Genomic DNA, 23,728 nt, shown 5'->3' with positions numbered 1-23,728 from the left:
CAGTGGCAGGAACACGCGACCGCGGGCCGGGCTCCGTTCGAGTCAGCGCGGGAGAGCGCGAACTCAACGTGCGTGAGAACCCGGACGAGACGGCGACGATGACGATCGAGAACACCGGCGACCGACCGGTCCAGATCGGCTCCCACATCCACCTCCCCGACACCAATGCTGCGCTCGACTTCGACCGCGGCCGGGCGCAGGGTTTCCGTCTGGACATCCCCGCCGGCACCTCCCTGCGCTTCGAACCGGGCGCCTCCCGCACCGTGCCGATCATCTCCCTGCGCGGGCACAGGCGCGTGCCCGGAATCCGGCTTCCCCTCGCCGAGGCGGGTGATCGGTGATGGCGCGACTGTCCACCGAGCGCTACGCAGCACTCTATGGGCCCAGCCTCGGCGATCAGCTGCGCCTGGGCGACACCGACCTGTGGATCGAGATCGAGGAGGACCGCACCTTCGGCGGTGAGGAGTCGGTCTTCGGTGGGGGCAAATCGATCCGCGAATCGATGAACCAGGGAACGACGACGAGCGCCGAAGGGGCACCGGATACGGTCATCACCAACGCCGTGGTGCTCGACTGGTGGGGGATCATCCGCGCCGATGTCGGCATCCGGGCCGGACAGATCGTGGCGCTCGGACGTTCAGGGAACCCTGACATCGCCGATGGAGTGCACCCGGACCTGCAGATCGGACCGTCGACCGACGTCATCTCCGGCGAAGGTCGCATCCTCACCGCGGGCGCCTTCGACTCGCACGTCCATCTGCTCTCACCCTCCCAGCTCCACGAAGCGCTCGCCACCGGGATCACGACGGTCGCCGGCGGCGGCACCGGCCCCTCCGAGGGCAGCAAGGCGACGACGGTGACGCCCGGGGCCTGGCACCTCGGCGCGATGCACCGTGCCCTCGACGACCTTCCGATGAACATCCTCCTGCTCGGCAAGGGCAACACCGTCTCGGCCGAGGGGCTGGCCGAACAGGCCCTCGGCGGTGCCGCCGGATACAAGGTCCACGAGGACTGGGGTGCGACACCCGCGGCCATCGACGCCTCGCTGAGGGCCGCCGGGGACCACGGACTGCAGGTCGCACTGCACTCGGACTCGCTCAACGAGGCGGGGTTCGTCGAATCGACGATCTCCGCGATCGGCGGTCGCAGCATCCACGCCTTCCATGTCGAGGGCGCCGGCGGGGGACACGCCCCGGACATTCTGTCGATCGCGGCATTGGAGAACATCCTCCCCGGTTCGACGAACCCGACCCTGCCCCATACGGCGAACACGGTCGCCGAACATCTCGACATGCTCATGGTCTGCCACCACCTCAATCCCGCCGTGCCCGAGGACCTCGCGTTCGCCGAATCCCGCATCCGAGCGACGACCATCGCGGCAGAGGACCTGCTCCATGACATGGGAGCCCTGTCGATCACGTCCTCGGACGCCCAGGCGATGGGGCGCATCGGTGAGGTCATCACCCGGACCTGGCAGGTGGCCCACGTGATGAAGCACCGGGTGGGCGACCTCGGTGAGACCCTGCCGGCGGACAACGAACGCGCTCGCCGCTACGTCGCCAAGTACACGATCAATCCGGCGATCGCGCATGGCGTCGACGCCCACATCGGATCGGTCGAGGTCGGGAAGATGGCCGATCTCGTGCTCTGGGATCCTCGCTTCTTCGGCGTCCGACCAGACCTCGTCATCAAGGGCGGGGCGATCGCCTGGGCCGGTCTCGGTGACCCGAATGCCTCCATCCCGACTCCGCAGCCGGTGCTCATGCGACCGTCCTTCGGAGCCTCGGACGGGGCACGGTTGTCGGTGTCGTTCGCCGCCCCAGCCGCGGTCGAGACCGGTCTGCGCGATGAGCTCGCTCTGCAGCGGGAACTCAAGCCCGTCGCTCCGACGCGGGACATCGGCAAGAAGGATATGCGCTGCAACCACGCACGGCCGGCGATCGACATCGACCCCGACACCTTCGCCATTGCGATCGACGGCCGACCGGTGACCGCGCAGCCGGCGCAGACGCTGCCGCTGGCCCGGCTCTACCAGATGTTCTGATGACCGTGACCTCGACCGACCTTCCCATCCGGCGCAACGCCTCGGCGACTCTTGCGATGCTCCTCGCCGACTCCCGCCTGCCCGCCGGAGCCCACGTGTCCTCGAACGGCCTGGAAGCCGGACTGCGATGTGGGCTCGCCGCGCACGAGGTGGCCGACTACATGCGGGCGAGGATGGCCACGGTCGTCCGCGTCGAAGCGGGAGCGGCTGTAATCGCCCGACACGTGGCAAGCGAAGGTCGAGAGGCCGATGACGCCGGCGTGCCGGAGCTGAACGTCATCGGTCCGGAGCGGGACATCGGCGGTCGGAGGCGGGATGGCGTCGGTCCGGAGAGGAACACCGACGTGTTGAACCGTCTCGGTGCGCTCGAGGCCGAATGGGCCGCCCGCACCCCGAGTGCGGCGCTGCGGGAGATCGCCGTCGCCCTCGGTGCCGGCCTGGCCCGCATCGGCCAGACGATCTGGCCGCAGACGGCCGCGGTGCTCCGACCCAGGCCGCTGCCGCGTCCCATCGTGCTCGGTGCCATCGCCGCGTGCGCGGGCATCGGGGCGGCCGATCTCGTCCGCCTCGTCGCCTACGACGATGCGCAGACCGTCGCCGCCGCGGTGCTCAAGCTCGAACCCACGGATCCGATCCGCGTCACCGGCTGGGTGCTCGACGCCTGCGCGGCGATGGAGGACTCCGTGTCCGAATTGTCCCGACTCACCCGCCCCGAGTCGCTTCCAGCCTCGGGTGCCCCACTGATCGAGGATTGGGCAGAAGTCCAGTCCGTGTTACCGAGGAGGCTGTTCCGTGCCTGAATTCCCTGCATCCGAAAGATCCCTGCGACTCGGCGTCGCCGGGCCCGTGGGAACCGGAAAGAGTTCGCTGATCGCTCTCATCTGCCGCGCCCTGGCCGACGAGATCCGCATCGGCGTGATCACCAACGACATCTACACCGACGAGGACGCCCGGCTTCTCCGCTCCGCCGGAGTCCTCGACCCGGACCGCATCCGCGCGATCGAGACGGGGGCCTGCCCGCACACCGCGATCCGTGACGACGTCACGGCGAACCTGCAGGCCGTCGAACGGCTGGAGAATGACTACTACCCGCTCGACCTCGTCCTCGTCGAATCGGGCGGCGACAATCTCACCGCGACGTTCTCACCGGCGCTTGTGGACGCGCAGATCTTCGTCCTCGACGTCGCCGGCGGTGGGGACGTCGCCCGCAAGGGCGGCCCCGGAATCGCCCGCGCCGACCTGCTCGTGGTCAACAAGACCGACCTCGCCGACTATGTCGGAGTCGATGTCGAACTGATGGTCAGCGACGCCACCGAGGCGCGCGAGGGCGGACCGGTGCTCGCTCTCTCCCGCACCGACGAGGCCTCAGTGGCGCGACTGCGCGAATGGCTGCTCGCGCTCCTGGCCTCTCATCGTGCCGGGGCACATGAGCCGCAGGATCCGGGGCCGATGGCTCCGCACTTCCACGCCGATGAGGACGGAGGCTATGTGCACACCCATGATGACGAGGGCGAAGAGCACAGCCATCAACATGCACGGGTATGACGACCATTGCGGTGACCGAGGCGGCACCGGGCGGACGGCCGAAGGTTCGGCTCGCTCCGGGACTGCTGCAGCCGAGGCTGGTGACCCGAAGTGCAGGGTTCGCGCACGTCGCGCTTGTCGCGGGAGGGGCGACCCTCCTCGGCGGGGATTCGGTGTCGATCAGGATCGAAGTCGGCGCCGGATGCACACTGCGGATCGAAGATATCGGGGGAACGGTCGCCTATCCCTCGACGGGAAGGCCGTCCGCATGGAATGTCGATGCCGTCGTCGGTGACGGGGGAGTCCTGGTGTGGGAGTCGTTTCCCTTCGTCGTCGCCGACCGTGCCCATGTCGGACGTCGTACGACAGTGCGCAGGGGTGCGGAGGCGCAGGTGTGCCTGCGGGAGACTCTCGTGCTCGGGCGGACCGGAGAGGCGGGCGGCAGAATCGTCAGCACTACCGACATCCGCGACGTCGATGGGACGCCGTTCTTCGCCGAAGAGCTGTCTCTTGACGGAGAGCATCCCCAGCCGGGTGTGTTGGGCCGGTCCCGGGTGCTCGACACGGCGATCATGGTCGGCGCCGATCCTGAGGAGGGGGAGGCGCCGACCGACACGGACGAGGGCCATGTGCTGGTCCTTGCCCGGCCCGGTGCCGTTGCGAGAGCGATCGGCTCGGCAACCCATGCGGCACACGTCGATGTCCGGTGGCGGCGCTGGACGAACAGGGCATTGGCGTTCGACGAACACAGCAGCAGCGGTGGACGAACAGAGCAGAACGGAGAGCAGAGTGATGAGTGAACTGACTCGAACACATGAGACTCGAATACAAGAGAGCCGGAGACGCGGGACGACGCTTCCCCATGTCTTGACGCTGGCAGGCATCGCGATCATCGGCATGGTTCTGGTGATCGTCTCGCTGCGGGAGACCGCCCCGTCTGTGGCATGGGGTCTTGCGCTGACTGCGGTGCTGCTGGGAGCGCGACATGCCTTCGATGCTGATCACATCGCCGCTATCGACAATGTCACCCGTCGTCTGTCAGCGAAGGGAACGCCTGCCGGCACCGTCGGGTTCTGGTTCTCCCTGGGGCACTCATCCGTCGTCGTGGTCACCGGTGCGTTCGTCGCCTTCGGGGCGGGTCTGGCTCTCGACCTCGTGTCGGCGGAGGATTCTGCCGCACGGTTCGGTCTCGGGCTCTGGGGGCTGTCCTTCGCAACCTTCGTCGTCGCCGTCTTCGGCATTCTCAACCTGGTGTCGCTCGTGAGACTGCTGCGGGGGACTGACGATGACGCGACGAAGGGGCCGAACGGGCCGCTGACGTCGGCGTTCGCCCGGGTCCTCGACACTGTGGATCGCCCTCGACACATGTTTCCCATCGGGCTGCTCTTCGGGCTCGGGTTCGACACTGCGGCGACGATCGGTCTGATGATCGCGGCAGGGACGACGGCTGCAGGCTCGTCGGCGACGCTGGCACTGTCGCTTCCATTGCTGTTCGCGGTGGGAATGGCCGCATGCGATACGGCGGACAGCCTGTTCATGGCGAAGCTCTACGGCTGGGCTTCGCAGGGCACCGACCGCTTCCGCGGTTACAACATCGTCATCACCGGGCTGTCCGTGCTCGTCGCTGGGCTGGTCGTCATCGCCGGTGTCGTCGAGGTGGGCGCGGAGACCGAGACGTTCGCACTTCCCGAGCTCGATACGAGCTACCTGGGAATCGTCGCCACAATCCTGTTCGTTGTGATCGCGGCAGTGGCTGCGATCACCCTCCGGAAGGTGAGAGCCGACCGTTCCGATCGATCCATCGTGGCGAATGTGACCGGCAGCGGCGAGCAGGACCGGCTGAAGCCGGCATGACCAGCTGAAGCGAGGCGAATCGAGCCTCGACGGTTGAGGAGAGCGGAGAGCAGAATAGAGCGCGAACCCGAACCGGGTTCGCGCTCTACTCTGTGTGGACTGAGGATCAGCAAGTGCTGACGATCAGGTTGTCCTGAGTCTCAGTCTCAGATCTCTGCGGGGTCCTGAGCGACCTTCTTGCGACGCATGGTCAGAGCGACTGCGACTCCACCGATGAGGAGGAGACCGGCGCCGCCGACCAGCCCGGTGAGTTCGGTACCGGTGCGGGGCAGGTCGCCTCCGCCGTTGCCGTTGTCGCCGCCGTTTCCGCCGTCGCCATTGCCGTCTTCGTTTCCATCGCTGCCACCGGCGTTGGCGTCATCGCTGACGGAGAACTCTCCGGTCAGTTCGTCGTCGCCGCAGGTGACGGTGACTTCGTAGTCGCCGATGTAGGCCGAGGGGTCCGAGGCGCTGGTGCCGTAGACGTTGACGTCGGCCTTTCCCTCGTCGTCGGCCTTGACGGTGTTGTCGTACGCGGTGACGTTCGAGTCGCCCTTGGGGTTGACGACGTAGTGGACGTCTTCACCGGGCTCGCAGTTCTCGACGGCGAGGGTGACGCCCTTGTCCTTCTTGACGAAGTCAGCGGGGGACACGGTCTCGGGGGAGACCGTCAGCTTGGCTTCGGCAGCCGGGGTAGTCGGTTCTTCGGTCTCGTCTTCGGTGATGGTGAAGGAGGCCGTTTCAGCGGTGGCTTCTTCTTCCTCGTCGACTGCGTAGACGCCGTACTCGCCTGGTTCGAGCTGATCGTCGCCTTCGTATTTCACAGTCGTTGCCGGGATCTTGCCCTCATCGTCCGCGGTGACCTCGGTGTCGCCGAAGGCCGAGATGCCGGCCGAACCGTAGACGGTGACCTTGCCATTCGGGGTGAAGCCCTCACCGGAGACCGTGACACCGTTCTTCTCGAACTCGCTCTCGGTGAGCTTGTCGTCCTTGACCGACACCTTCGGGTCGACCTCGGGAGCCTCGGGCTCGTCGGATTCGTCTCCGGTGACCTCGAAGGAAGCGGAGAAGGTCTCGCTGTCGTCGTCGAGGTTCGTCACCGTCACGTCGTACTTGCCGACATAGGTGTCATCGTTGGTGCCGCCGACTCCGGTCTCGTAGGAACCATTTCCGTCGGACTGGAAGGGTGCTTCGTAGGTGTTGACGTTCTGGCCGCTGGTCGGCTTCACTGTCAGCTGGAACTGAGCGTCGGGGGAGACGCCCGAGCCGGAGATGCCGAGTCCCTTGTCAGCGAAGTCCTTGAGCGAGATCGTGTCGGCAGAGAGAACGAGCTCTTCACCATCGGCCTGAGGCTGGGTGGGGTTAGACGCCTTCTGGAGTGCGACCGGCTTCGATGCCGGCTGAGTGTCGGCCGAGGCGGGAGCTTCGGGAGCTGCGATAACCGGGGATGCGGCGAGGCCCGTGATGGCGATAGCCACTGCGGGCGCGAGGGCGAGCTTCTTCATGTATTTCCTTAGAAAATTACAGGTGGGAGTGAAGTATTGCGAATGTAACGGTAATGCAACATTCACCACACGCATAGTTGTGGTCATTTTGTTCAGGTCCGAGTTCTGGCCGGACGCAGAGGTCATTCTCCATTCACCGTAACCATCGGAAAGGGGCGGCCCAGCGTGCGCTGGACCGCCCCCTTCTCCGACAGTCGAAATCGACCGCTGGTTTCAGATCAGAAGCTCATCGGGTTCTGTCCGAACTTGTTCTTGCGTCCGGTGACAGCGATTGCGGCACCGCCGACGAGGAGGAGCAGGGCTCCCGTCGTCAGTCCGCCGAGGTCGGCACCGGTGCGCGGCAGCTGGCTGCCGTCATCGCCGCTGCCGCTTCCGGCATTGCCGTTGTCTCCGCCGCCGTTGGCGCCGCCGGTCACCGTGAAGGAGTCCTTCATGGTGTCATCGCCGCAGGTGGCAGTCGCGGTGTAGGCACCGACGTAGGCCGAAGCGTCTGACGAGGTTCCGAAGACATTGACCGAAGCGTTGCCTTCGTCATCGGCCTTGACCGTGTTCTCGTAGGCAGTGACGTTGATGCCCTTCGGGTTGACCTCGAAGTGGACGTCCTGGCCGGGTTCGCAGTTCTCGACGGCGAGGGTGACACCCTTCTTCTCGTTGGCGAAGTCCGCGGCCTCGATCGTCTTCGGCGAAACCTTCAGAGTCGCCTCGGCGGGAGCTTCGGTCTCACCGTCGTCTTCGCCGACAACGGTGATGTTGCCGTTGAGCGTCTTCGATTCGGTACCTTCGCGGTCGATGGTAACGCTGAACGGAACCTTGCCGACCTCGAGGTTCTTCGGGTTTCCGTCGTACCAGAGGTGGAGCTTGTAGTCTCCGTCGGCGTCGGCGGTCTCGGTCTTCCCGGTGAGGGAGTCCTTGATCTTATCGCCCTTCTTCACGCCGGAGACCGTGACGGTCACGCCCTTGTCCTTGTTCGCGAGATCCTCGGCGGTGATCTTCTTGGGGTCCACCTTGAGCGAGGCGTCGATCGGATCGACGGCATCGTCTTCGTCGGTGACAGTGACCTCAACGGGGTCACTCGTCTTTTCGGACTCGTCGTCGGTGAAGGTCAGCGAGTACTTGCCGGCTTCGAGCGACGCGGGCGCCGTCACGACTCCTTCGACGTTGCCGTCTTCGTCAGCGGTGACCTCGTCGGCTTGGGCCTTTGCCGCCTGCGCTGAGACGGCTTCGCCCGTGACCGTCACCGTGCTGCCGGGAGTGAAGCCGGTGCCGGAGAACGGAAGCCCGTTCTTCTTGAACTCTTCGACGGTGATTTTGTCGGTGCCGAGCTTCACCTTGGGGTCGGCTTCGGTGTCGTCGACGACGTTGATGTTGCCGTTGAGCGTCTCCGGCTCGGTGCCCTTGCGGTCGATGGTGACGGTGAACGGAACCTTGCCGACCTCGAGGTTCTTCGGGTCGCCTTCGTACCAGAGGTGGATTTTGAGGGCACCGTCGGCATCGGCGGTCTCGGTGTTACCGGTGAGCGAGTTCGTGACCTCATCGCCTTCTTCGAGCCCGCTGACGGTGACGTCGACGCCCTTGCTCTCGTCGGCGAGGTCCTCTGCGGTGATCTCATCCGGCGAGACTGACAGGGAGGCCTTGATCGGGTCAGCGGCATCGCTGCCTTCGGAGAGGAGTTCGACCGATCCGTTTTCGACCGAAGGTGAGGTCCCCGTGCGCTGCACCTGCACGGCGAAAGCCACGGATTCCTGGCTGACTTCCTTGGTGGAGTGCAGCTTAAGCGTGACCGCCGAACCGTTAGCGGTGGTGGCCGGGCCGGTCAGGCCGGACTTGGCTGCGACCTTGTCGCCCTTCTCCAGTCCGGTGACCTTGACGGTGACACCCTCGTCGGCGAGCTCTTCGGCGGTGACCTCACCGGAGGTCACCTGCACCGAGGCGTTGATCGGGTTGACTGTGTCCTCGGAGTTGTCGTCGTCCTTCGCGTCCTTGTCCTCGTCCTTGGGGGCAGGCGCGGGCTTCGCATCGACCTTCTTCGGAGGCTTGGGCCTGTCCTCCTTCTTGTCAGCCTTGGCCTCGGCGGCCTTCTTCGCGTCCGCCTTCTTTTTGTCCGCGGCCTTCTTGGCGGCGTCTGCCTTAGCCTTCTTGTCCGCAGCGGCCTTCTCCTTGGCCTTCTTGTCAGCCTCGGCTTTCTCTGCTGCCTTCTTCTCGGCGGCTTCCTTCTCAGCTTTGGCCTTCGCGGCTTCCTTGGCCTTTTCCTTCTCGAGCTTCTGCTTCTCGGCCTTCTGTTCCGATGCTGACTGCGCGGAGGAGGGGGATTCCGCAGCGGCGACCGGGCCGGCGACCAGTCCGGTGAATGCGAGGGCGACTGCCGGCGCCAGGATGATCTTCTTCATTGGAGTGCCTTCAATCTCGTGAGCGAGGGGTGTGATACGGCACTCATCTTAGGCTCTAAGGATTTTCTCAACTATTTCTGTACGTTTTGTTCAGGTTTAGATGTTGTAACGGCTCGGTGAATTTCTGTAATCGCCCCGTGACCTACTAATCGGTAAATTCAGGCGAATGATCTGGTGGAACTCTCTCGCACGGCCGGCGCGGAATCAATCGCTCGGTCGGGGCCACCTCGGCGCGGGTATTGGGTATTGCCCGACGTCACACGGGCCAGGCTTCGGCCCGGATCTGCTTGCGCTGTTCGACGGTGGGCACGCGGACGGTCAGCGCCGACGGCCTGACCTCCATCTCCAGGTAGGAAGACTGACCGAGAGGATCGCCGTCGAGCTGGACATCGAGGTCCTCGCCGGCCTCGATGACGACCTTCTGGCACTTGCGCGTATTCGTGTGCAGCCCGCGTGAGACCCTCCGCCCCGCGATCGACGCGAGCACGCCGACCCACTGGCCGAGGTTCTTGGGGCTGACGATGAGCACGTCGAGCATGCCGTCGTCGATGACCGCCTGCGGGAGCAGCTGGATCCCGCCCTGCAGGCGTCCGCAGTTGCCGCCGAGCACGGACCTGACCCTGGCCGAGATCCGGTAGTCGTCATCGAAGGTGATCTTGACCTGGCTGGGCCTGCCGACGAGTTTGCGCGACCCGGCCTCGACGTAGGCCAGCCAGCCGAGGCGGCTCTTGAGCTCATCGTTTGTGTCGGCCATAACCGCGGCGTCGAATCCGAGCCCGGTCATCACCGTGAAGATATGGGTGTCACCGTCCTCGGCGATCTTCGCTGTACCTACGTCGATCTCCCGATTGCGTCCCCACAGGGCGATGCGCAGCGCCCATTCCGTCTTGTCGAGGACGAGGTCGATGTTGCGGGCGAGAAGATTCCCCGTCCCCAGTGGAACGATGCCCATGGGTGTCGATGTGCCCGTCAGCGCCGAGGCGACCGCGCGGATGGTCCCGTCACCGCCGGCGGCGATGACGACGTCGACCCCTTCGTCGAGCGCGCGGGTCGCGGCACCTTCACCCGAATCGTCGAGGGTGGTCTCGAGCACCAGCGGAGGGCTCCAGCCCTCGAAACGGCAGATCGCCTCGGCGGTGGAGGCGAGCCGGCGCACATCCGTCTTCGTCGGATTGACGATGAGGGCGGCGCGGTAGCGGGCGGAGTCGCCGACCTCTCCCTCGGATTCCTCGAGATTCGTCGAATGGGCGTAACGTCGCACCGATCGCAGGGTGCGGCGGGCTCCGGAGCGGCGACCGAGGAGGAACACCAGTCCGAGCACGACAAGGGCGCCGATGATGACGACCCAGGTCATCAGGGGATCGAGCGCGATGGTCATGTGCCAAATCTACCCTGCTGTCCTCGTGTGTCAGCTGAGTGATGCCAGGCGTGGGACGCGGCCCCGTCGACTGCGTCGGGGCAGGGCGCCGAATATCGAAAACACGCCCGGGCCGTTAAGCTGATGGGGTGATCGATCTAGCGCTTCTCAGAGAAAACCCGGACCTGTTCAAGGCATCGCAGGAGGCTCGCGGAGGATCCGTCGAACTCATCGACGACGTTCTGGCCGCCGACTCCGCGCGCCGTGCGGCCATCACCGCCTACGAGGATGCCCGCGCCGACCAGAAGTCCTTCTCCTCCCAGATCGCGAAGGCCGCCAAAGAGGACAAGCCCGCGCTCATCGCCGAGGGCAAGCAGAAGTCCGAGACCGTGAAGTCGCTGTCGGCCGAGTCGGAGGAGGCGAGCTTCGCCTTCGACCAGCTCGTGTCCAAGGTCCCGAACCTCATCATCGACGGCATCCCCTCAGGCGGCGAAGAGAACTTCGTGACCCTGAAGACCATCGGGGAGCCCCGCGATTTCAGCGTCGACGGGTTCGAACCGCTTGATCACCTCGAGATCGGTGAGAAGCTGGGGGCCATCGACACCCAGCGCGGCACGAAGGTCTCCGGATCCCGCTTCCACTACCTCACCGGGTTCGGTGCGAAGCTTGAGATGGCCCTGCTCAACCTCGCCCGCGACGTCGCCGAGGAGGCCGGGTTCAACCCGACCATCACCCCGACGCTCGTCCGCCCCGAGGTCATGCGCGGCACCGGGTTCCTCGGCGAGCACGCCGATGAGGTCTACCGCCTCGAAGCCGACGACCTGTTCCTCGTCGGCACCTCCGAGGTGCCCCTCGCCGGATACCACATGGACGAGATCATCGACCTGACCGACGGACCGTTGCGTTACGCCGGCATCTCCTCGTGCTACCGCCGGGAGGCCGGTTCGTACGGCAAGGACACCCGCGGCATCATACGCGTGCACCAGTTCCAGAAGGTCGAGATGTTCGCCTACGTCGAGGTCGAGAACGCCGAGGCCGAACACGAGCGGATGCTGAGCCTGCAGGAGAAGATGCTCGGTCTGTGCGAACTGCCCTACCGGGTCATCGACACCGCGGCCGGCGACCTCGGCGATTCGGCGGCGCGGAAATTCGACTGCGAGGCCTGGGTGCCGACGCAGGGCACCTACCGGGAGCTGACCTCGACGTCGAACTGCACGACGTTCCAGGCCCGCCGCCTGCAGATCCGCGAACGCCACGACGGGGCGACCCGCCCTGTCGCCACCCTCAACGGCACCATGGCCAACACCCGCTGGCTCGTGCCGATCCTGGAGAACCATCAGCAGGCGGACGGCTCGGTCACGGTGCCTGCGGCACTGCGGCCCTACCTCGGCGGGATGACCGCACAGGGACCGGAGGGACCGCGCTACTGAGCGTCGGTCGCTGAGCGCCCGGCACCGGGCGGGCAGCACAGGGCGCGCAGCACAGGCGAGCAGCGTCGAGCACGCAGGCTCACCGAGACGGACACCGCACATAAACGTTGGGAGACACATTGGCCCCGCACCTCATCGCACTCGATGTCGACGGCACGATCGTCGGCTACGACGGATCCCTGTCCGAGGCGGTGAGGGTGGTGCTCGATCGGCTCGCCGAGGCGGGACACCATCTCGTCATCTCCACCGGCCGTGCCCTGCCGGGTGCGCTCGAGGTCGTCCACGCCCTCGGGCTCAAACGCGGCTTCGTCGTGTGTTCGAACGGCTCTGTCGTCGTCCGGCTCGACCCCGGCCTGCCGCTGGGGTGGGAGATGCACCATGTCGTCTCCTTCGACCCGCGAGATGCGTTGGAGAAGATGCATGAGGCGCTGCCGAATGCGCTCTTCCTCGTCGAGGACCCGGACCTGCACCGGTGGGCATCGGGGGCATTCCCGGCCGGGGAGCTCGCCGAATCGGACACCCTCGACATCGTCGACTTCGAGGAGCTGCTGACCAAGCAGGCCACCCGCATCGTCATGCGCGAGGTCAACGGCACGGCCGAGGAATTCGCCGCCGCCGTGGATTCGCTCGGGCTTCACGAGGTCAGTTATTCAGTGGGCTGGAGCAACTGGCTCGACATCGCCCCCGACGGGATCTCGAAGGCCAGCGGTCTCTCGCTCGTGGCCACCGAACTCGGGGTGGACCACGCGCACACCGTCGGTGCCGGTGACGGACTCAACGACATCGAGATGATCGAGTGGGCCGAGCACGCGATCGTCATGGGCCAGGCGAAGGACGAACTCAAGGTGCTCGCCTCCGTGGTCACCGACCCGGTCGACGATGACGGCCTCGCCGTCGCGTTGGTCGACTACTTCGACCTCGACGAGTCCCTCCTGGACGCGGAAGGCTCCACCGACACCCGCCCCTGATCCCCATTTGCTACCTGACGGCGGCCCAGCAACCTCGCGCCAGGTTGCTGGGCCGCCGTCAGGTAGCAATTACGGGGTTTGGCGGGTGTGGGTGTCTAGGACGGCGTTGAGGTAGCGGGCTACGCCGTCCTCGTCGACCTCCTCGGTGACGGCCGCGGCGATCTTCTTCACCGAGCCCAGCGCATTGCCCATCGCCACCCCGTGCCCGGCCCATGAGAGCATCTCGATGTCATTGGGCATATCCCCGAACGCCATCACCTGCGATCGGGCCACGCCGAGGTGGTCGCACAGGTCCTCCAGCGTCTTCGCCTTCGTGATTCCGGCCGGGGCGAGTTCGACGAGTCCGTTGTCCGGTTCGGAGAACGACGCGTGGCAGATGCCGTCGACGAGCGGGTCGACGAGGTCGTGCATGGTCTGCGAATCGCTCATTCCCAGACGCACGAGCACCTTGACGACGTCCTGCCCGCGCAGTTCCGTCACATCGTCGATGACCCGTGCCTCTCGCGGGCGGCGAGAGACGAAGTCCCGGTCGATGAATCCCCCGGTGAGCGTCTCGTAGGCGAAGCGTGCGTCCGGGTGGTCGGCCTGGATCGCCGTGGTGATCTCGGCGATCGTGTCCGCGTCGATGCTGTGGGCGTTGACGACGGACTGTGTGGCGATGTCGTAGACGACGGCACCGTTGAGGCACACGACCCGACCGAGATCCGGGATCTGTGCGGCGATGGGGGCGAGCCAGCGGATGGGCCGGCCGGTGACGAGGACGAAGGGGATGCCCGCGTCCTGGCAGCGGTGGATCGCATCGATCGTCGCTGAGGAGATCGGTTCCCAGTTCAGCAGCAGGGTGCCGTCGATGTCGCTGGCCACGAGGCCGAGTTCGAAATCGTCGGGCGGCAGGATGTCCGGGCTGATGGGAGGTGTCATGATCGCTCCAGCCTAGCGAGTTCCTCCCGCGCCCGCTCCAGCAGGTCCGCGGCGTCGGAGATGAACCGCTCGGTCGCGCGTGCGCTTGAGTCGATCGGCTTCCCGGCGGGCGCCTCGGTGCGCGCCATCGACGCGGCCAGAACCGCCTCGGCGACCTTCGACGAGGCTTTGGTCAGCAGCTCCGGAGCGTCGCCGACGGCGCTCCTGACCGGGCCGGGGACGATCTGGCCCGTCACCGGGTGCGCCGCGTGCAGGGCCGCGGTGATGTCGTCGAGGACGGGCACGAGCGCATTGAGCCGGTGGGTGCCTTCGACGATGACGTCGACCGGGTCCGTGCCGCTCTTGTTTGCTTCTTCCCCCGCCGAGGTGGGGCCGGGCTGGGGGCTGTCACCGGAGTTCCGTGCTTCGTGGAGGGCGAGAGCAGTGGTGTAGTAGCGATCGACCGCGCGGAGGAAGCGGTCGCGGTTATGGCGCCACAGGCCGGTGCCGAAACGGTCGTCATCGCCCAACTGCTGCGAACGGCCCGCCTTGGTGAACTTGGCGAGGAAGCCCTTCACAGATAGTTGCCGGTGCCGCGGTCGCCCTGCTCCGACTCCTGCTTCTCGGACCCCTGGGCCGCGGACTCGGGCGGAGTCATCCCTGGTGCGACCATGCCCGGCGGCAGCTGGCCCCGGCCGGCGGCCTGCTGAGCCATCGCCTGTTGGGCCATGATTGCGGTCTGGATGCCGTGGAAGAGGCCTTCGAGCCAGCCGACGAGCTGGGCCTGGGCGATGCGCAGCTCCGAGGTCGTGGGCGGGCCGTCGGTGGAATCGAAGGGCAGATCGAGGCGCTCGAGCTCGTCGATGAGGTCCTTCGACAGTCCGTCCTCGAGTTCCTCGATGGACCGACGGTGGATCTCCGCGAGCCGCTGCCGACCCTTCTCGTCGAGATCCGTGCTGCGGACCTCCTCGAGCAGCTGCTTGACCATGGTGCCGATGCGCATCACCTTCGCCGGCGACGACACGTCGGCCTGATCCTTCTCGGCACGGCCGTTCTCGGTCCTGGCCAGGTCGGACTCGGGCGTGTCCGCCGACTCAGCGCCCGCAGGGCTGCCCTCAGGGCTCTCGGTCATCCCTTGGCACCTTCCTCATCGACGATGAGCAGAACCTTGCCGATGTTCGCCCCGTCCTCGAGTATCTGATGGGCCCGGGCGGCCTCGGACAGCGGCACGGTCTCGTGGATGATCGGGCGGATGTCACCGGCGATCACCCCCGGCCACAGCCGGTCGGCCACCTCGGCGACGATGGCGATCTTCTGCTCCTTCGGCCGCGCCCGCAGGGTCGTGGCGGACACCGATCTGCGCGGCTGCATGAGCCAGCCGAGGTTGATCTCGGTCTTCGTTCCGCCCTGCATGCCGATGATGACCAGTCTGCCGTCGGTGTTCAGTGCCTTGATATTGCGTTCGAGGTACTTCGCGCCGATGATGTCGAGGATGACATCGGCCCCGGTCGTTCCGTCCTCATGGGTGCAGATCTCGTGGACGCGTTCGACGAAGTCCTCGTCGCGGTAGTTGATGACGGCATCTGCGCCGAGTTCGCGGCAGAACTCGGCCTTGCGTTCGGACCCGACGGTGACGACGATCTTCACGCTGAGGTGGTTCGCGATCTGGATCGCGGCCGTGCCGATCCCGGATCCGCCGCCGTGGACGAGCAACCATTCGCCCGCCTCAACGTGTCCGCGACCGACGATGTTCGACCACACGGTGGAGAGCACCTCGGGCAGGGCGGCCGCCTCGGTGAGGTCGAAGCCTTCGGGGACGGGAAGGAGCTGACCTGCGGGGACGGGGACCTCTTCGGCGTAGCCGCCGCCGGAGAGGAGGGCCGCGACACGGTCGCCGACGGACCAGTCGGTGACGTCCGAGCCGAGCTTCTCGATCGTGCCGGAGATCTCGAGGCCGGGGATCAACGTCGCACCGGGCGGGGGATCGTAGAAGCCTCGGCGCTGGAGCAGATCGGCTCGATTGACTCCGGCGGCATGGACGCGGACGAGCACCTCGTCGGCGGCGATGTCGGGTGTCGGCTCGTCGGTGACCTGCAGAACCTCGGGGTCACCGGGGGAGGAGATCGTGATAGCGCGCATGCCCCCACTCTAATGGGTGGCGCCGAGGTGGGGCAGGGGTGTCTGCGAAGCCGGGCTTGGGAGTCCGGCCCGCCGGGCCCACCCTCAGGCGAAGAGCCGGAACATCGGCGAGTTCTGGTGGACACGCTCGACCTCGATGTTCGAGGCCTCCATGCGTTCGAGCAGATTCGGCAGGTCTTCGGCGTAGCCGAGCTGGATGCCGACGAACGCCGGTCCGGTCTCGCGGTCGGAGCGTTTGACGTACTCGAACATCGCGATGTCGTCCTCGGGGCCGAGGACCTCGTTGAGGAATCGGCGCAGGGCGCCGGGCTCCTGCGGGAAGTCGACGATGAAGTAGTGCTTGAGGCCTTCGTGGACGAGTGAGCGTTCGAGGATCTCGGGGTAGCGGGAGATGTCGTTGTTGCCGCCGGAGACCAGGCACACGACGGTCGATCCGGGTTCGATCGTGATCGGCTTGTCCGAGTCCGGTCCGCCGATTCCTGCCGAGGCCAGGGCGCCGGAGGGTTCGGCGATGATGCCGTCGACCTGGTACATATCGAGCATCTCGGTGGCCACGGCACCCTCGGCGACGGGCCGGACATCGAGCCCGAGTTCGGACACAACGTCGAAGGTCAGTGCGCCGGCGCGTTTGACGGCGGTGCCGTCGGCGAAGCGGTCGATGTTCTCCAGGGTCACCGGGTGGCCGGTCTTCAGCGCTGCGATCATCGAGGCGGCCCCGGCCGGTTCGGCACCGATGACCTGCGTGTGCGGCATGCGCTCGGCTGCGTAGGAGGCGATTCCGGCGAGGACTCCGCCGCCGCCGACGGGCACGATGATGTAGTCGGGGTCGGTGTCGAGCTGCGCGTGGATCTCGGCGGCGACGGTGCCCTGACCGGCGATGGTGCGGCGGTCGTCGAACGCCGAGACAAGCAGGGCGTCGTTGCGGTCGGCGAAGCGGTAGGCCAACGCCGAGGCGTCGTCGTAGGTGGAGCCGCCGATTTCGATGGTCACCTGCTCACCGCCGAAGTGGCGGACGCGTTCGATCTTCTGCTTCGGCGTCGTCTTGGGCACGAAGATCGTGCCCTGGATGCCGAGTTCCTTGCAGGCGCGGGCGAAGCCCTGTGCGTGATTGCCCGCCGAAGCGCACACGACACCACGCGCGCGTTCGTCCGCGTCGAGCTGGAGCATGAAGTTGAACGCTCCGCGGATCTTGTAGGACCGCACCATCTGCAGGTCCTCACGCTTGAGGTAGATCGTCGAACCGGTCGCGGCCGTCAGCCGCTCGCAGATCTGGAGTGGCGACAGGATGACGGATTCGGAAATTCGCGACGCGGCCGCTTCGACCTCGTCGGCGAGTGTGAGCTTCTGGGATGTCATGTCTGTTTCAACCACCAGACCATTGTGCTCCCACTGTCTTGCCATTTGGCAACTCGTATCGACATAAGGACGCGTTCGGCACCACGCACGTCCGCGCTCGACACCCCGCGCACCCGCCCCGCATCACCCCGCACACTCCCGCCAAAGCCCGAATCCGCTCCGGACTTCGGGGTTTCGGGTGCGCCCTGGACCGCGAACACGTCCTATCATGATTGGATGGAGGATGCCCGTAATCCCCTCTAGGAGACGTCATGGCCATCAGCAGTGAGCTCGAACAACTGTTAGCCAGCTGGATACCTCGTCAGCCGTGGTTTCCCAAGCTCGCGGCAGATTTCGGGACCGACCCCGACATCACCCCGATGTCGGTGGCCCGCGCGTTCACCTACACCGCTGAAGAGCTCGGCGGCTTCGTCGGCCTCGTCACCGTGATCTCCGTCGGCGACGGCCCGACGCTGCGCCGCCTCAACATTCCCCTGACTCTGCGCGGCACCGAAGACATGCATCTGCGACACGCGCTCATCGGCCGCATCGACGACCTCGCTTTGGGTCCCGTTCACGTCTACGACGGCGCCGCCGACCCCGTGTTCGTCAACCTCATGGCCGATGCCATCACGAAGCGCAAGGTCTTCGACGGCGGGCAGCTGTCGACCGAATCCCTGCGCCACAGCCGGGAGAAGACCGAGGCCAGGGACCGAGCCCCGATGCCCTTCCCGGTGACCGCGAACGGCACGGCCGCCTCGGTGAACGGATCGAATGCCACCCCCGCCGAGGCGGTCCCACCGAAGCCATCGACATCCGACCTCACGGTGGGGGAGACCGAAGAGCTGCCCGTCGAGATCCGTCCGATCGCGGTCTCGGACTCGGGCGCGCACAAGTCCACCGTCGTCATCCACGACGAATACGAGCCGATGGAGCTCTCCTTCTTCCGGGTGCTCGAGAACGGGATGCCGTCGTCGCTGACGATCCCGGTCCTGCTCACCGAGGCGGGTTCGCGCAGCGTGCCCGAGGTCATCGGTTGGGGTTCGGGCCGCTGGTACGACATGTTCGAGGTCGAGGAGATGGAGGCGCCGATGGCGCTGCTCTCCCACGTCGACGTCGAGGCCGAACCCGCATGGCGGGAGGCCGTGGACACCGTGTGCGCCGTGGATTCCGGGTCGATCGGGGCGTACAACGCCCACGCCGCCGAGATGGGTCGGCGCATCGGCGAACTCCACACGGACATGGCCGCCGAATTCGGCATCGTCGAAGGCAGCGGTGAACCGACGAAGCAGCTGGTCGCCAAGTGGGTCGAACGCATCGACTGGGCCCTGGGTCGAGCGCCTTTGGCACTGGATTCCCTGGTGCCGGAGCTGCGTGCCCACCGGGCGAAGGTGCAGGGGCTCGAGACCATCGGCACTCTGCAGAAGATCCACGGCGAACTCACCCTCGACCATGTGGTCAGCTCGCCGTCGGACGGGTATTCGGTCGTGAAGTTCACGGACTCGACGAATTCGGATCCGAAGCCGGCGGCACTCGACCTCGTGGCCCTGCTGCGCAGCATCGACTACGCGGCCGGGTTCGCCCGCCTGCAGCGCACCGATGCACTCGACTCCGAGGACGGATCGCTGGTCGTCAACGGCTTCGGCAACGATCCGTCGGCGCTGCGGGCGATCTTCGATTCGCCCGAGTACCTGTGGGCATCGCAGGTGCAGAACTCGCTGCTGTCCGGATACTCGCGTGCCCGCGGCGAATCCGTCGGGCTGGGGGATCCGGTGCTGCGGGCCGCGCTCGTCGACCGCCTCCTCGTCGAGGTCGTCACCGAGCTGCGCAATCGCCCGAACTGGCTGTCCGTGCCGCTGGCCACGCTCACCCTCGTGCTCAAGGGCAAGCCTGCCCGCGCCGAGGAGGCGGCCGCGTCCGTCGACGGTTCCACAGCTGCCGGGGCCTCCGGCGCTTCCGAATCCGTGCGCGATGCGGGCAACGAGGGCGATGCGGGCAACGACGCGGGCAACGAGGGTGCGGATCGTCCGGAGGATCCATCCGACGAGGCTGAGCCGAGTGACACGTTCACCACGGCGGCTCCCGCCGACGAGACCACGGCCGCCGACTCGGAGTCGGTCGCTGCGGCACCGCGTGGAACGGCAGGTACTGTCGCGGCCGCGATCGCACACTCGAGTGCCGACGAAGCCGACGATGCCGGGGTCGCACAGGGGACGGACGATTCCGCTTCTACCGATGCCACCGCCGAGGCGGATGACGCTGCGGCCGATTCCACCGCCGGGACGCCAGGCACCGACGCGGGCGGTGCCGCGGATGCGGACACCGCCGAGGTGGGGCCTGCGCCGGTCACCGCTGACACCGAGTCGGATCCTGCGCCGGTCGCGGACACTGCCGAGAACATCGTCGACGCCGCCGCGGAATCAGACACCGAGGATGCCGAGGCCTCCACCGTGGTTCCGCCGACTGCTACCGCCGATCCGTCTGCGGACGCTCGCTCTGACCGGGCTGCCGACGACGCCGACGAGGCAGAAGGCGACACCGGCGAGGGGCTCGTCGACACCGACAAGCGTCCCACCGCGCCTTCCGACGACGATGAATCCGACGACGAATTCGCCGATGATGAGGAAGAGGAGGAGGTCCCAGTTCAGCGTGTGCCCGCAACGTTCGCAGCCCGCGGTGCCACCTCCGAGGATGCCGACAGCAACGGGCACTACGTGCAGCCGGCGAAGCCGAAGTCCGCGCCCAAGCTCGGCAAGACGTGGAGCGAACGCTCCCACGATGACGAAGGGTCCGGCAAGGGCGTCGACAAGCTCGTCGGGCAGTCGGAACAGAACGAAGGCTCGTCGACAGGTTCAGTCTTCGACGACCTCTTGGGAACCGAACGCAAGCGCAAACGGTTCAACAAGAAGCACAAGAAGAACTGAGTCCCTCCGCAGCCGGCGTCAGCGATTGGCAGATGCCGATGCGGTTGTGAGAAACTATGGTGGCTCGGCCCTGTGCCGGGCGGGCCGGGTTCGTCTCGATCCACTTGTCGTGAGTGTGTTGACCGGGAGCGAACCGAGGGAAGCGTGTCCGAGCGGCCGAAGGAGACGGTCTTGAAAACCGTTGTGCGGCAACCCCGCACCGTGGGTTCGAATCCCACCGCTTCCGCCACGTGAAGCGCCCCGAGCGCCGCCGAAACATCCGGCGCTCGGGGCGTTTTCGCCGCTCGAAAGTGGGTGTATGCGGCCTCTCGCTCAGCTCCGGAATCGCGTCGGGTAACCCAACGGCACACGAGACCGCTTCCACCACCGCTCGTTCAAGGGCCAGCTCGTCTGGAGACCCGAGGGCCTTTCGACAAGTGCGCTCGCCCTTGAACGATGCCGGCTGTGGCGGCCGCAGCCCGCGCCAACGCTTGAACGGGGCCGGTGGCGGCTGCTGCCCGCGGCGCGTCGGCCCACACGCCAACGCCCGCACCAACCACCTCAGCCCTCGACGGGTGCCTCGGGTTCGGACATCTGCGCGTCGGCCTCGGGGTCGTCGAAGCTGCGTACTGAACGTTTGAACCCGCGGGTCAGCACGGCCAGGTAGATGATGCCGATGGTCAGCCACACGAGGCCGCCGATGAGGGCCGTTCCGTGCAGGCTCGCCCACAGGATGCCGGTGAGGATGGCACCGATCGCGGGCATGACCACATAGGTGAACGCGGACTTGAAGTCGACGACCTGTCGGGTCCGGAACGCGTAGTGCGCAATGACCGTGAGGTTGACGAACGTGAAGGCGATGAGCGCACCGAAGTTGATGAGCGCCGAGATGAGCTCGAGGCTGAAGGACATCGCGAGCAGGCACACAGCGCCGACGAGCACGATGTTGAACACCGGAGTGTGCGTCTTCGGGTTGATGTAGCCGAAGGCCCTCCGCGGCAGTACGCCGTTGCGCCCCATCACCAACAGCATGCGCGAGACCGAGGCATGCGAGGCGAGCCCCGAGGCGGCTGTGGCCGCAAAGGCGGCCGCGACGAAGAACAGCTGGAAGATATGTCCGCCGGTGAGCATGCCGATCTCCGGCAGAGGATCGTCGACGATGGTGAACTGCGAGTTGTCAGGGAAGAGCAGCTGTGCGAAGTACCCGGCCACGAGGAAGATGAGTCCGCCGGCGAGCACGGTGAGCATGATCGCCTTGGGCATGAGGCTGACATGCTTGGCCTCGTTCGTGTACATCGTCACGGCGTCGAAGCCGATGAAGGAGAAGCAGACGACGGTGGCGCCGGTGAGCACCGCGCCGAGGTGGACGCCCTCATGGATGAACGGATCGGCGCTGATGATGAGGCCCGCTCCTTCGCCGGCATTGAGCTGGCCGATCGCGAGGACGCAGAACGTGGCGACCAGGATGACGGCGAAGATGAGGAGGACGCCGTTGAGGTTCGCCGTCCCCCGCATCGAGGACAGCACGATCCCGGTCATCACGATCGTGTAGACGACGACCCACACCCACGGCGGCGCGTCCGGGACCATCGATTCCATGTAGAGGCGGATGATGAGGCAGTTGACCATCGGCAGCAGCAGATAGTCCATGAGCGATGTCCAGCCTACGAGGAACCCGAGCGCCGGCGACATGGTCTCACGTGTATAGGTGTAGGCCGATCCCGCGGTCGGGAAGATCTTCACCATCTTGCCGTAGCTGAAGGCCGTGAAGATCATAACGATGAGAGCGACGAGGTAGGCCGCCGGAACCGCGCCGTCCGTCTGCTCCGAAACGATGCCGAACGTATCGAAGACCACGGTCGGCGTCATGTACCCGAGACCGAGTCCGACGATGGACCACAGCCCGAGGTTGCGCTTCAGTGAGCCGGAAGCCGCCATATCAATCCTCCTGATTGGAGTCGTGCCGCCCGCCGGGCCATGCGCCACGATACGCGTCATGCTGGTGCGCGCCATCGGACCGGCGGTGATGTGCGTCACGATCCTAGCGTTTCGACTGCGGAAAACGAAACCTTAGTCGCTGGATCTGAGACGAATCAGTAGGTCGACCTGCCGTAAATGACTCTTTCAGTAGGCAATGACGACGATTTCGGTAGTGGGCAGGGACAAAATCGACAGTGCCCACGTGGGTGAACAGAGGCATTCCCCCGCCCCCGTCCGTTGATCGAATGACCTTTCAGTAATAGGCGGAATCGGAGTAGATTGCTCTCAGAGGGCAAGTCAGTCCACAGAGAGGTGTGAGAGACGTATGGCGATCGAATCGCTCAGCGCCGAGCAGTCGGCGGCATGGAAGGACCGGGTCCTGCCCCCGGTCGAGAAAGTCGCCGGGGAAGTCTGGGCCGTCCCCGTCCCGATCCCCAACAACCCGCTCGTCTACACATACTGCTATGCCATTGCTGACGGCTCCGGCGTCGTCCTCATCGACCCGGGTTGGGACGGGAAGGACCAATACCGGGCGCTCACCTCGGCGTTGGCGGATCTGGGATTCAGAGTCGCCGACATCCACGGGATCGCGATCACGCACTACCACCGCGACCACATCGGCCTGGTCCCCGCACTGCTGGCGGAGAACCCCGGCGCGTGGGTCGCCATGCACGGTGAGGACCTGCGCTCGATCCAACGGTTCTACACCAACGCCGTCGACATGGGCACCGGAGTCGATCCGAACCTCAACATCGCCCGTGCCTACGGAGTCCCCGAAGACCGGTGGGTCGAAGTCGAAAGCCTGCAGGTCGGCTCGGCCAAGGCGGGGAAGAAGAATGACCCGATGAGCCTCTACCGGGAAGCGATGAGCCGACTGCCGGAGACGATCCACGTCCTCGACGACGGCACCGAACTGCCGCTGGAGGACGGCACGATCACAGCCATGTGGACCCCCGGGCACACCTACGGGCATTCGACCTTCGTCCGAGTCGAGGACGACCTGCTGTTCTCCGGTGACCACGTGCTGCCGACGATCACCCCGAACATCGGCCTCGATTCCGGCGCGATCACCCACAGCCTCGGCGACTATCTGCGCTCACTTGAGAAACTCGCCCAACTCGACGAGGATGTTGCGGTGCTGCCCGCCCACGGCTTCCGCTTCACCGGCCTCCACGACCGCAAGATCGAACTCGTCGAGCACCACCACGAACGCCTCGACGAGATCCGCGCCCGCATGGACGCCACCGACGACCACAGTGTGTACTCGATCGCCCAGGGCCTGCACTGGTCGCGCGGATTCGACAGCCTCCACAACTTCAACCTCTTCGCCGCCCTCGCCGAGACCGCCGCGCATATGCACTACCTCGGCATCGACCTCGGCGTGGGATCCCTGGTCGGCGAGAAATGAGACAGGAGAGCCGGA

At 66.1% G+C, this 23,728-nt stretch carries 19 protein-coding genes and 1 tRNA gene; 11 read left to right on the top strand and 9 right to left on the bottom strand.

Annotated features, from left to right (window positions below; genetic code table 11):
• Window positions 1-2 precede the first annotated feature (2 nt).
• From ureB to GUY23_RS16270, 6 genes are read left to right on the top strand one after another with little or no spacing between them, the layout of a single operon-like run.
• Window positions 3-341: an urease subunit beta gene (ureB, locus tag GUY23_RS16295; protein WP_166974260.1), complete on the top strand. Its 339-nt coding sequence runs from the start codon at window positions 3-5 to the stop codon at window positions 339-341.
• A complete protein-coding gene (locus GUY23_RS16290; RefSeq protein WP_166974257.1) occupies window positions 341-2,044 on the top strand; it encodes an urease subunit alpha in 1,704 nt (567 codons plus the stop codon). Before ureB ends, GUY23_RS16290 begins: the two co-directional genes overlap by 1 nt.
• Window positions 2,044-2,844, top strand: coding sequence for an urease accessory protein UreF (locus GUY23_RS16285; RefSeq protein ID WP_228282472.1), 801 nt, complete (start codon window positions 2,044-2,046; stop codon window positions 2,842-2,844). The genes GUY23_RS16290 and GUY23_RS16285 overlap by 1 nt, the downstream gene beginning before the upstream one ends.
• Window positions 2,837-3,589: an urease accessory protein UreG gene (gene ureG, locus GUY23_RS16280; RefSeq protein WP_166974254.1), complete on the top strand. Its 753-nt coding sequence runs from the start codon at window positions 2,837-2,839 to the stop codon at window positions 3,587-3,589. The genes GUY23_RS16285 and ureG overlap by 8 nt, the downstream gene beginning before the upstream one ends.
• Window positions 3,586-4,368 carry an urease accessory protein UreD gene (locus tag GUY23_RS16275; RefSeq protein ID WP_166974251.1) on the top strand — a complete coding sequence of 261 codons (783 nt, stop codon included), beginning with the start codon at window positions 3,586-3,588 and terminating at the stop codon, window positions 4,366-4,368. The genes ureG and GUY23_RS16275 overlap by 4 nt, the downstream gene beginning before the upstream one ends.
• Window positions 4,361-5,422 carry a HoxN/HupN/NixA family nickel/cobalt transporter gene (locus tag GUY23_RS16270; RefSeq protein WP_166974248.1) on the top strand — a complete coding sequence of 354 codons (1,062 nt, stop codon included), beginning with the start codon at window positions 4,361-4,363 and terminating at the stop codon, window positions 5,420-5,422. Before GUY23_RS16275 ends, GUY23_RS16270 begins: the two co-directional genes overlap by 8 nt.
• A 146-nt stretch (window positions 5,423-5,568) precedes the next feature.
• Here the strand turns inward: GUY23_RS16270 and GUY23_RS16265 are convergent, their stop codons facing one another.
• The 3 genes from GUY23_RS16265 to GUY23_RS16255 all read right to left on the bottom strand — a co-directional run bounded on the left by GUY23_RS16265 (window position 5,569) and on the right by GUY23_RS16255 (window position 10,671).
• On the bottom strand, window positions 5,569-6,906 hold the full coding sequence (locus tag GUY23_RS16265) for an LPXTG cell wall anchor domain-containing protein (protein ID WP_166974245.1): 1,338 nt from the start codon (window positions 6,904-6,906) through the stop codon (window positions 5,569-5,571).
• Window positions 6,907-7,124: 218 nt separating this feature from the next.
• The gene (locus tag GUY23_RS16260; protein WP_166974242.1) at window positions 7,125-9,293 is read right to left on the bottom strand and encodes a hypothetical protein; all 2,169 of its coding nucleotides are present in this window, start codon (window positions 9,291-9,293) and stop codon (window positions 7,125-7,127) included.
• A 256-nt stretch (window positions 9,294-9,549) separates the two neighbouring features.
• Window positions 9,550-10,671: a diacylglycerol/lipid kinase family protein gene (locus GUY23_RS16255; protein WP_228282471.1), complete on the bottom strand. Its 1,122-nt coding sequence runs from the start codon at window positions 10,669-10,671 to the stop codon at window positions 9,550-9,552.
• Window positions 10,672-10,799: 128 nt separating this feature from the next.
• On the opposite strand from GUY23_RS16255, the gene serS reads away from it, so the two are divergent.
• Together serS and GUY23_RS16245 are read left to right on the top strand one after the other, a co-directional pair.
• Window positions 10,800-12,080, top strand: coding sequence for a serine--tRNA ligase (gene serS / locus GUY23_RS16250; protein ID WP_166974239.1), 1,281 nt, complete (start codon window positions 10,800-10,802; stop codon window positions 12,078-12,080).
• A gap of 119 nt (window positions 12,081-12,199) precedes the next feature.
• On the top strand, window positions 12,200-13,048 hold the full coding sequence (locus GUY23_RS16245) for an HAD family hydrolase (protein WP_166974236.1): 849 nt from the start codon (window positions 12,200-12,202) through the stop codon (window positions 13,046-13,048).
• A gap of 69 nt (window positions 13,049-13,117) precedes the next feature.
• Here GUY23_RS16245 and GUY23_RS16240 read toward each other — a convergent pair whose 3' ends face one another.
• The 5 genes from GUY23_RS16240 to ilvA all read right to left on the bottom strand — a co-directional run bounded on the left by GUY23_RS16240 (window position 13,118) and on the right by ilvA (window position 17,443).
• Complete coding sequence (locus GUY23_RS16240) at window positions 13,118-13,969, bottom strand: Cof-type HAD-IIB family hydrolase (protein ID WP_228282470.1); 852 nt, start codon at window positions 13,967-13,969, stop codon at window positions 13,118-13,120.
• The gene (locus GUY23_RS16235) at window positions 13,966-14,526 is read right to left on the bottom strand and encodes a hypothetical protein (protein WP_166974233.1); all 561 of its coding nucleotides are present in this window, start codon (window positions 14,524-14,526) and stop codon (window positions 13,966-13,968) included. The genes GUY23_RS16240 and GUY23_RS16235 overlap by 4 nt, the downstream gene beginning before the upstream one ends.
• Window positions 14,523-15,080: a proteasome activator gene (locus GUY23_RS16230; protein WP_166974230.1), complete on the bottom strand. Its 558-nt coding sequence runs from the start codon at window positions 15,078-15,080 to the stop codon at window positions 14,523-14,525. The genes GUY23_RS16235 and GUY23_RS16230 overlap by 4 nt, the downstream gene beginning before the upstream one ends.
• Window positions 15,077-16,087, bottom strand: a complete 1,011-nt coding sequence (locus GUY23_RS16225; RefSeq protein ID WP_166974227.1) for an NAD(P)H-quinone oxidoreductase — start codon at window positions 16,085-16,087, stop codon at window positions 15,077-15,079. Before GUY23_RS16225 ends, GUY23_RS16230 begins: the two co-directional genes overlap by 4 nt.
• 84 nt (window positions 16,088-16,171) lie before the next feature.
• On the bottom strand, window positions 16,172-17,443 hold the full coding sequence (gene ilvA / locus GUY23_RS16220; protein ID WP_166976312.1) for a threonine ammonia-lyase IlvA: 1,272 nt from the start codon (window positions 17,441-17,443) through the stop codon (window positions 16,172-16,174).
• Window positions 17,444-17,694: 251 nt separating this feature from the next.
• Between ilvA and GUY23_RS16215 the strand changes: the two genes are divergently transcribed.
• On the top strand, window positions 17,695-20,346 hold the full coding sequence (locus GUY23_RS16215; RefSeq protein WP_166974224.1) for a maltokinase N-terminal cap-like domain-containing protein: 2,652 nt from the start codon (window positions 17,695-17,697) through the stop codon (window positions 20,344-20,346).
• A 138-nt stretch (window positions 20,347-20,484) separates the two neighbouring features.
• Window positions 20,485-20,575: transfer RNA gene (locus GUY23_RS16210), tRNA-Ser, on the top strand.
• Window positions 20,576-20,886: 311 nt separating this feature from the next.
• Here the strand turns inward: GUY23_RS16210 and GUY23_RS16205 are convergent.
• Window positions 20,887-22,263, bottom strand: a complete 1,377-nt coding sequence (locus tag GUY23_RS16205; protein WP_166974220.1) for an APC family permease — start codon at window positions 22,261-22,263, stop codon at window positions 20,887-20,889.
• Window positions 22,264-22,630: 367 nt separating this feature from the next.
• On the opposite strand from GUY23_RS16205, the gene GUY23_RS16200 reads away from it, so the two are divergent.
• Complete coding sequence (locus GUY23_RS16200) at window positions 22,631-23,713, top strand: MBL fold metallo-hydrolase (RefSeq protein ID WP_166974217.1); 1,083 nt, start codon at window positions 22,631-22,633, stop codon at window positions 23,711-23,713.
• Window positions 23,714-23,728: the final 15 nt, after the last annotated feature.

This window comes from Brevibacterium atlanticum, from assembly GCF_011617245.1.
GTDB classification, from domain to species: domain Bacteria; phylum Actinomycetota; class Actinomycetes; order Actinomycetales; family Brevibacteriaceae; genus Brevibacterium; species Brevibacterium atlanticum.
This window is presented reverse-complemented; position numbering and strand designations above follow the sequence as displayed.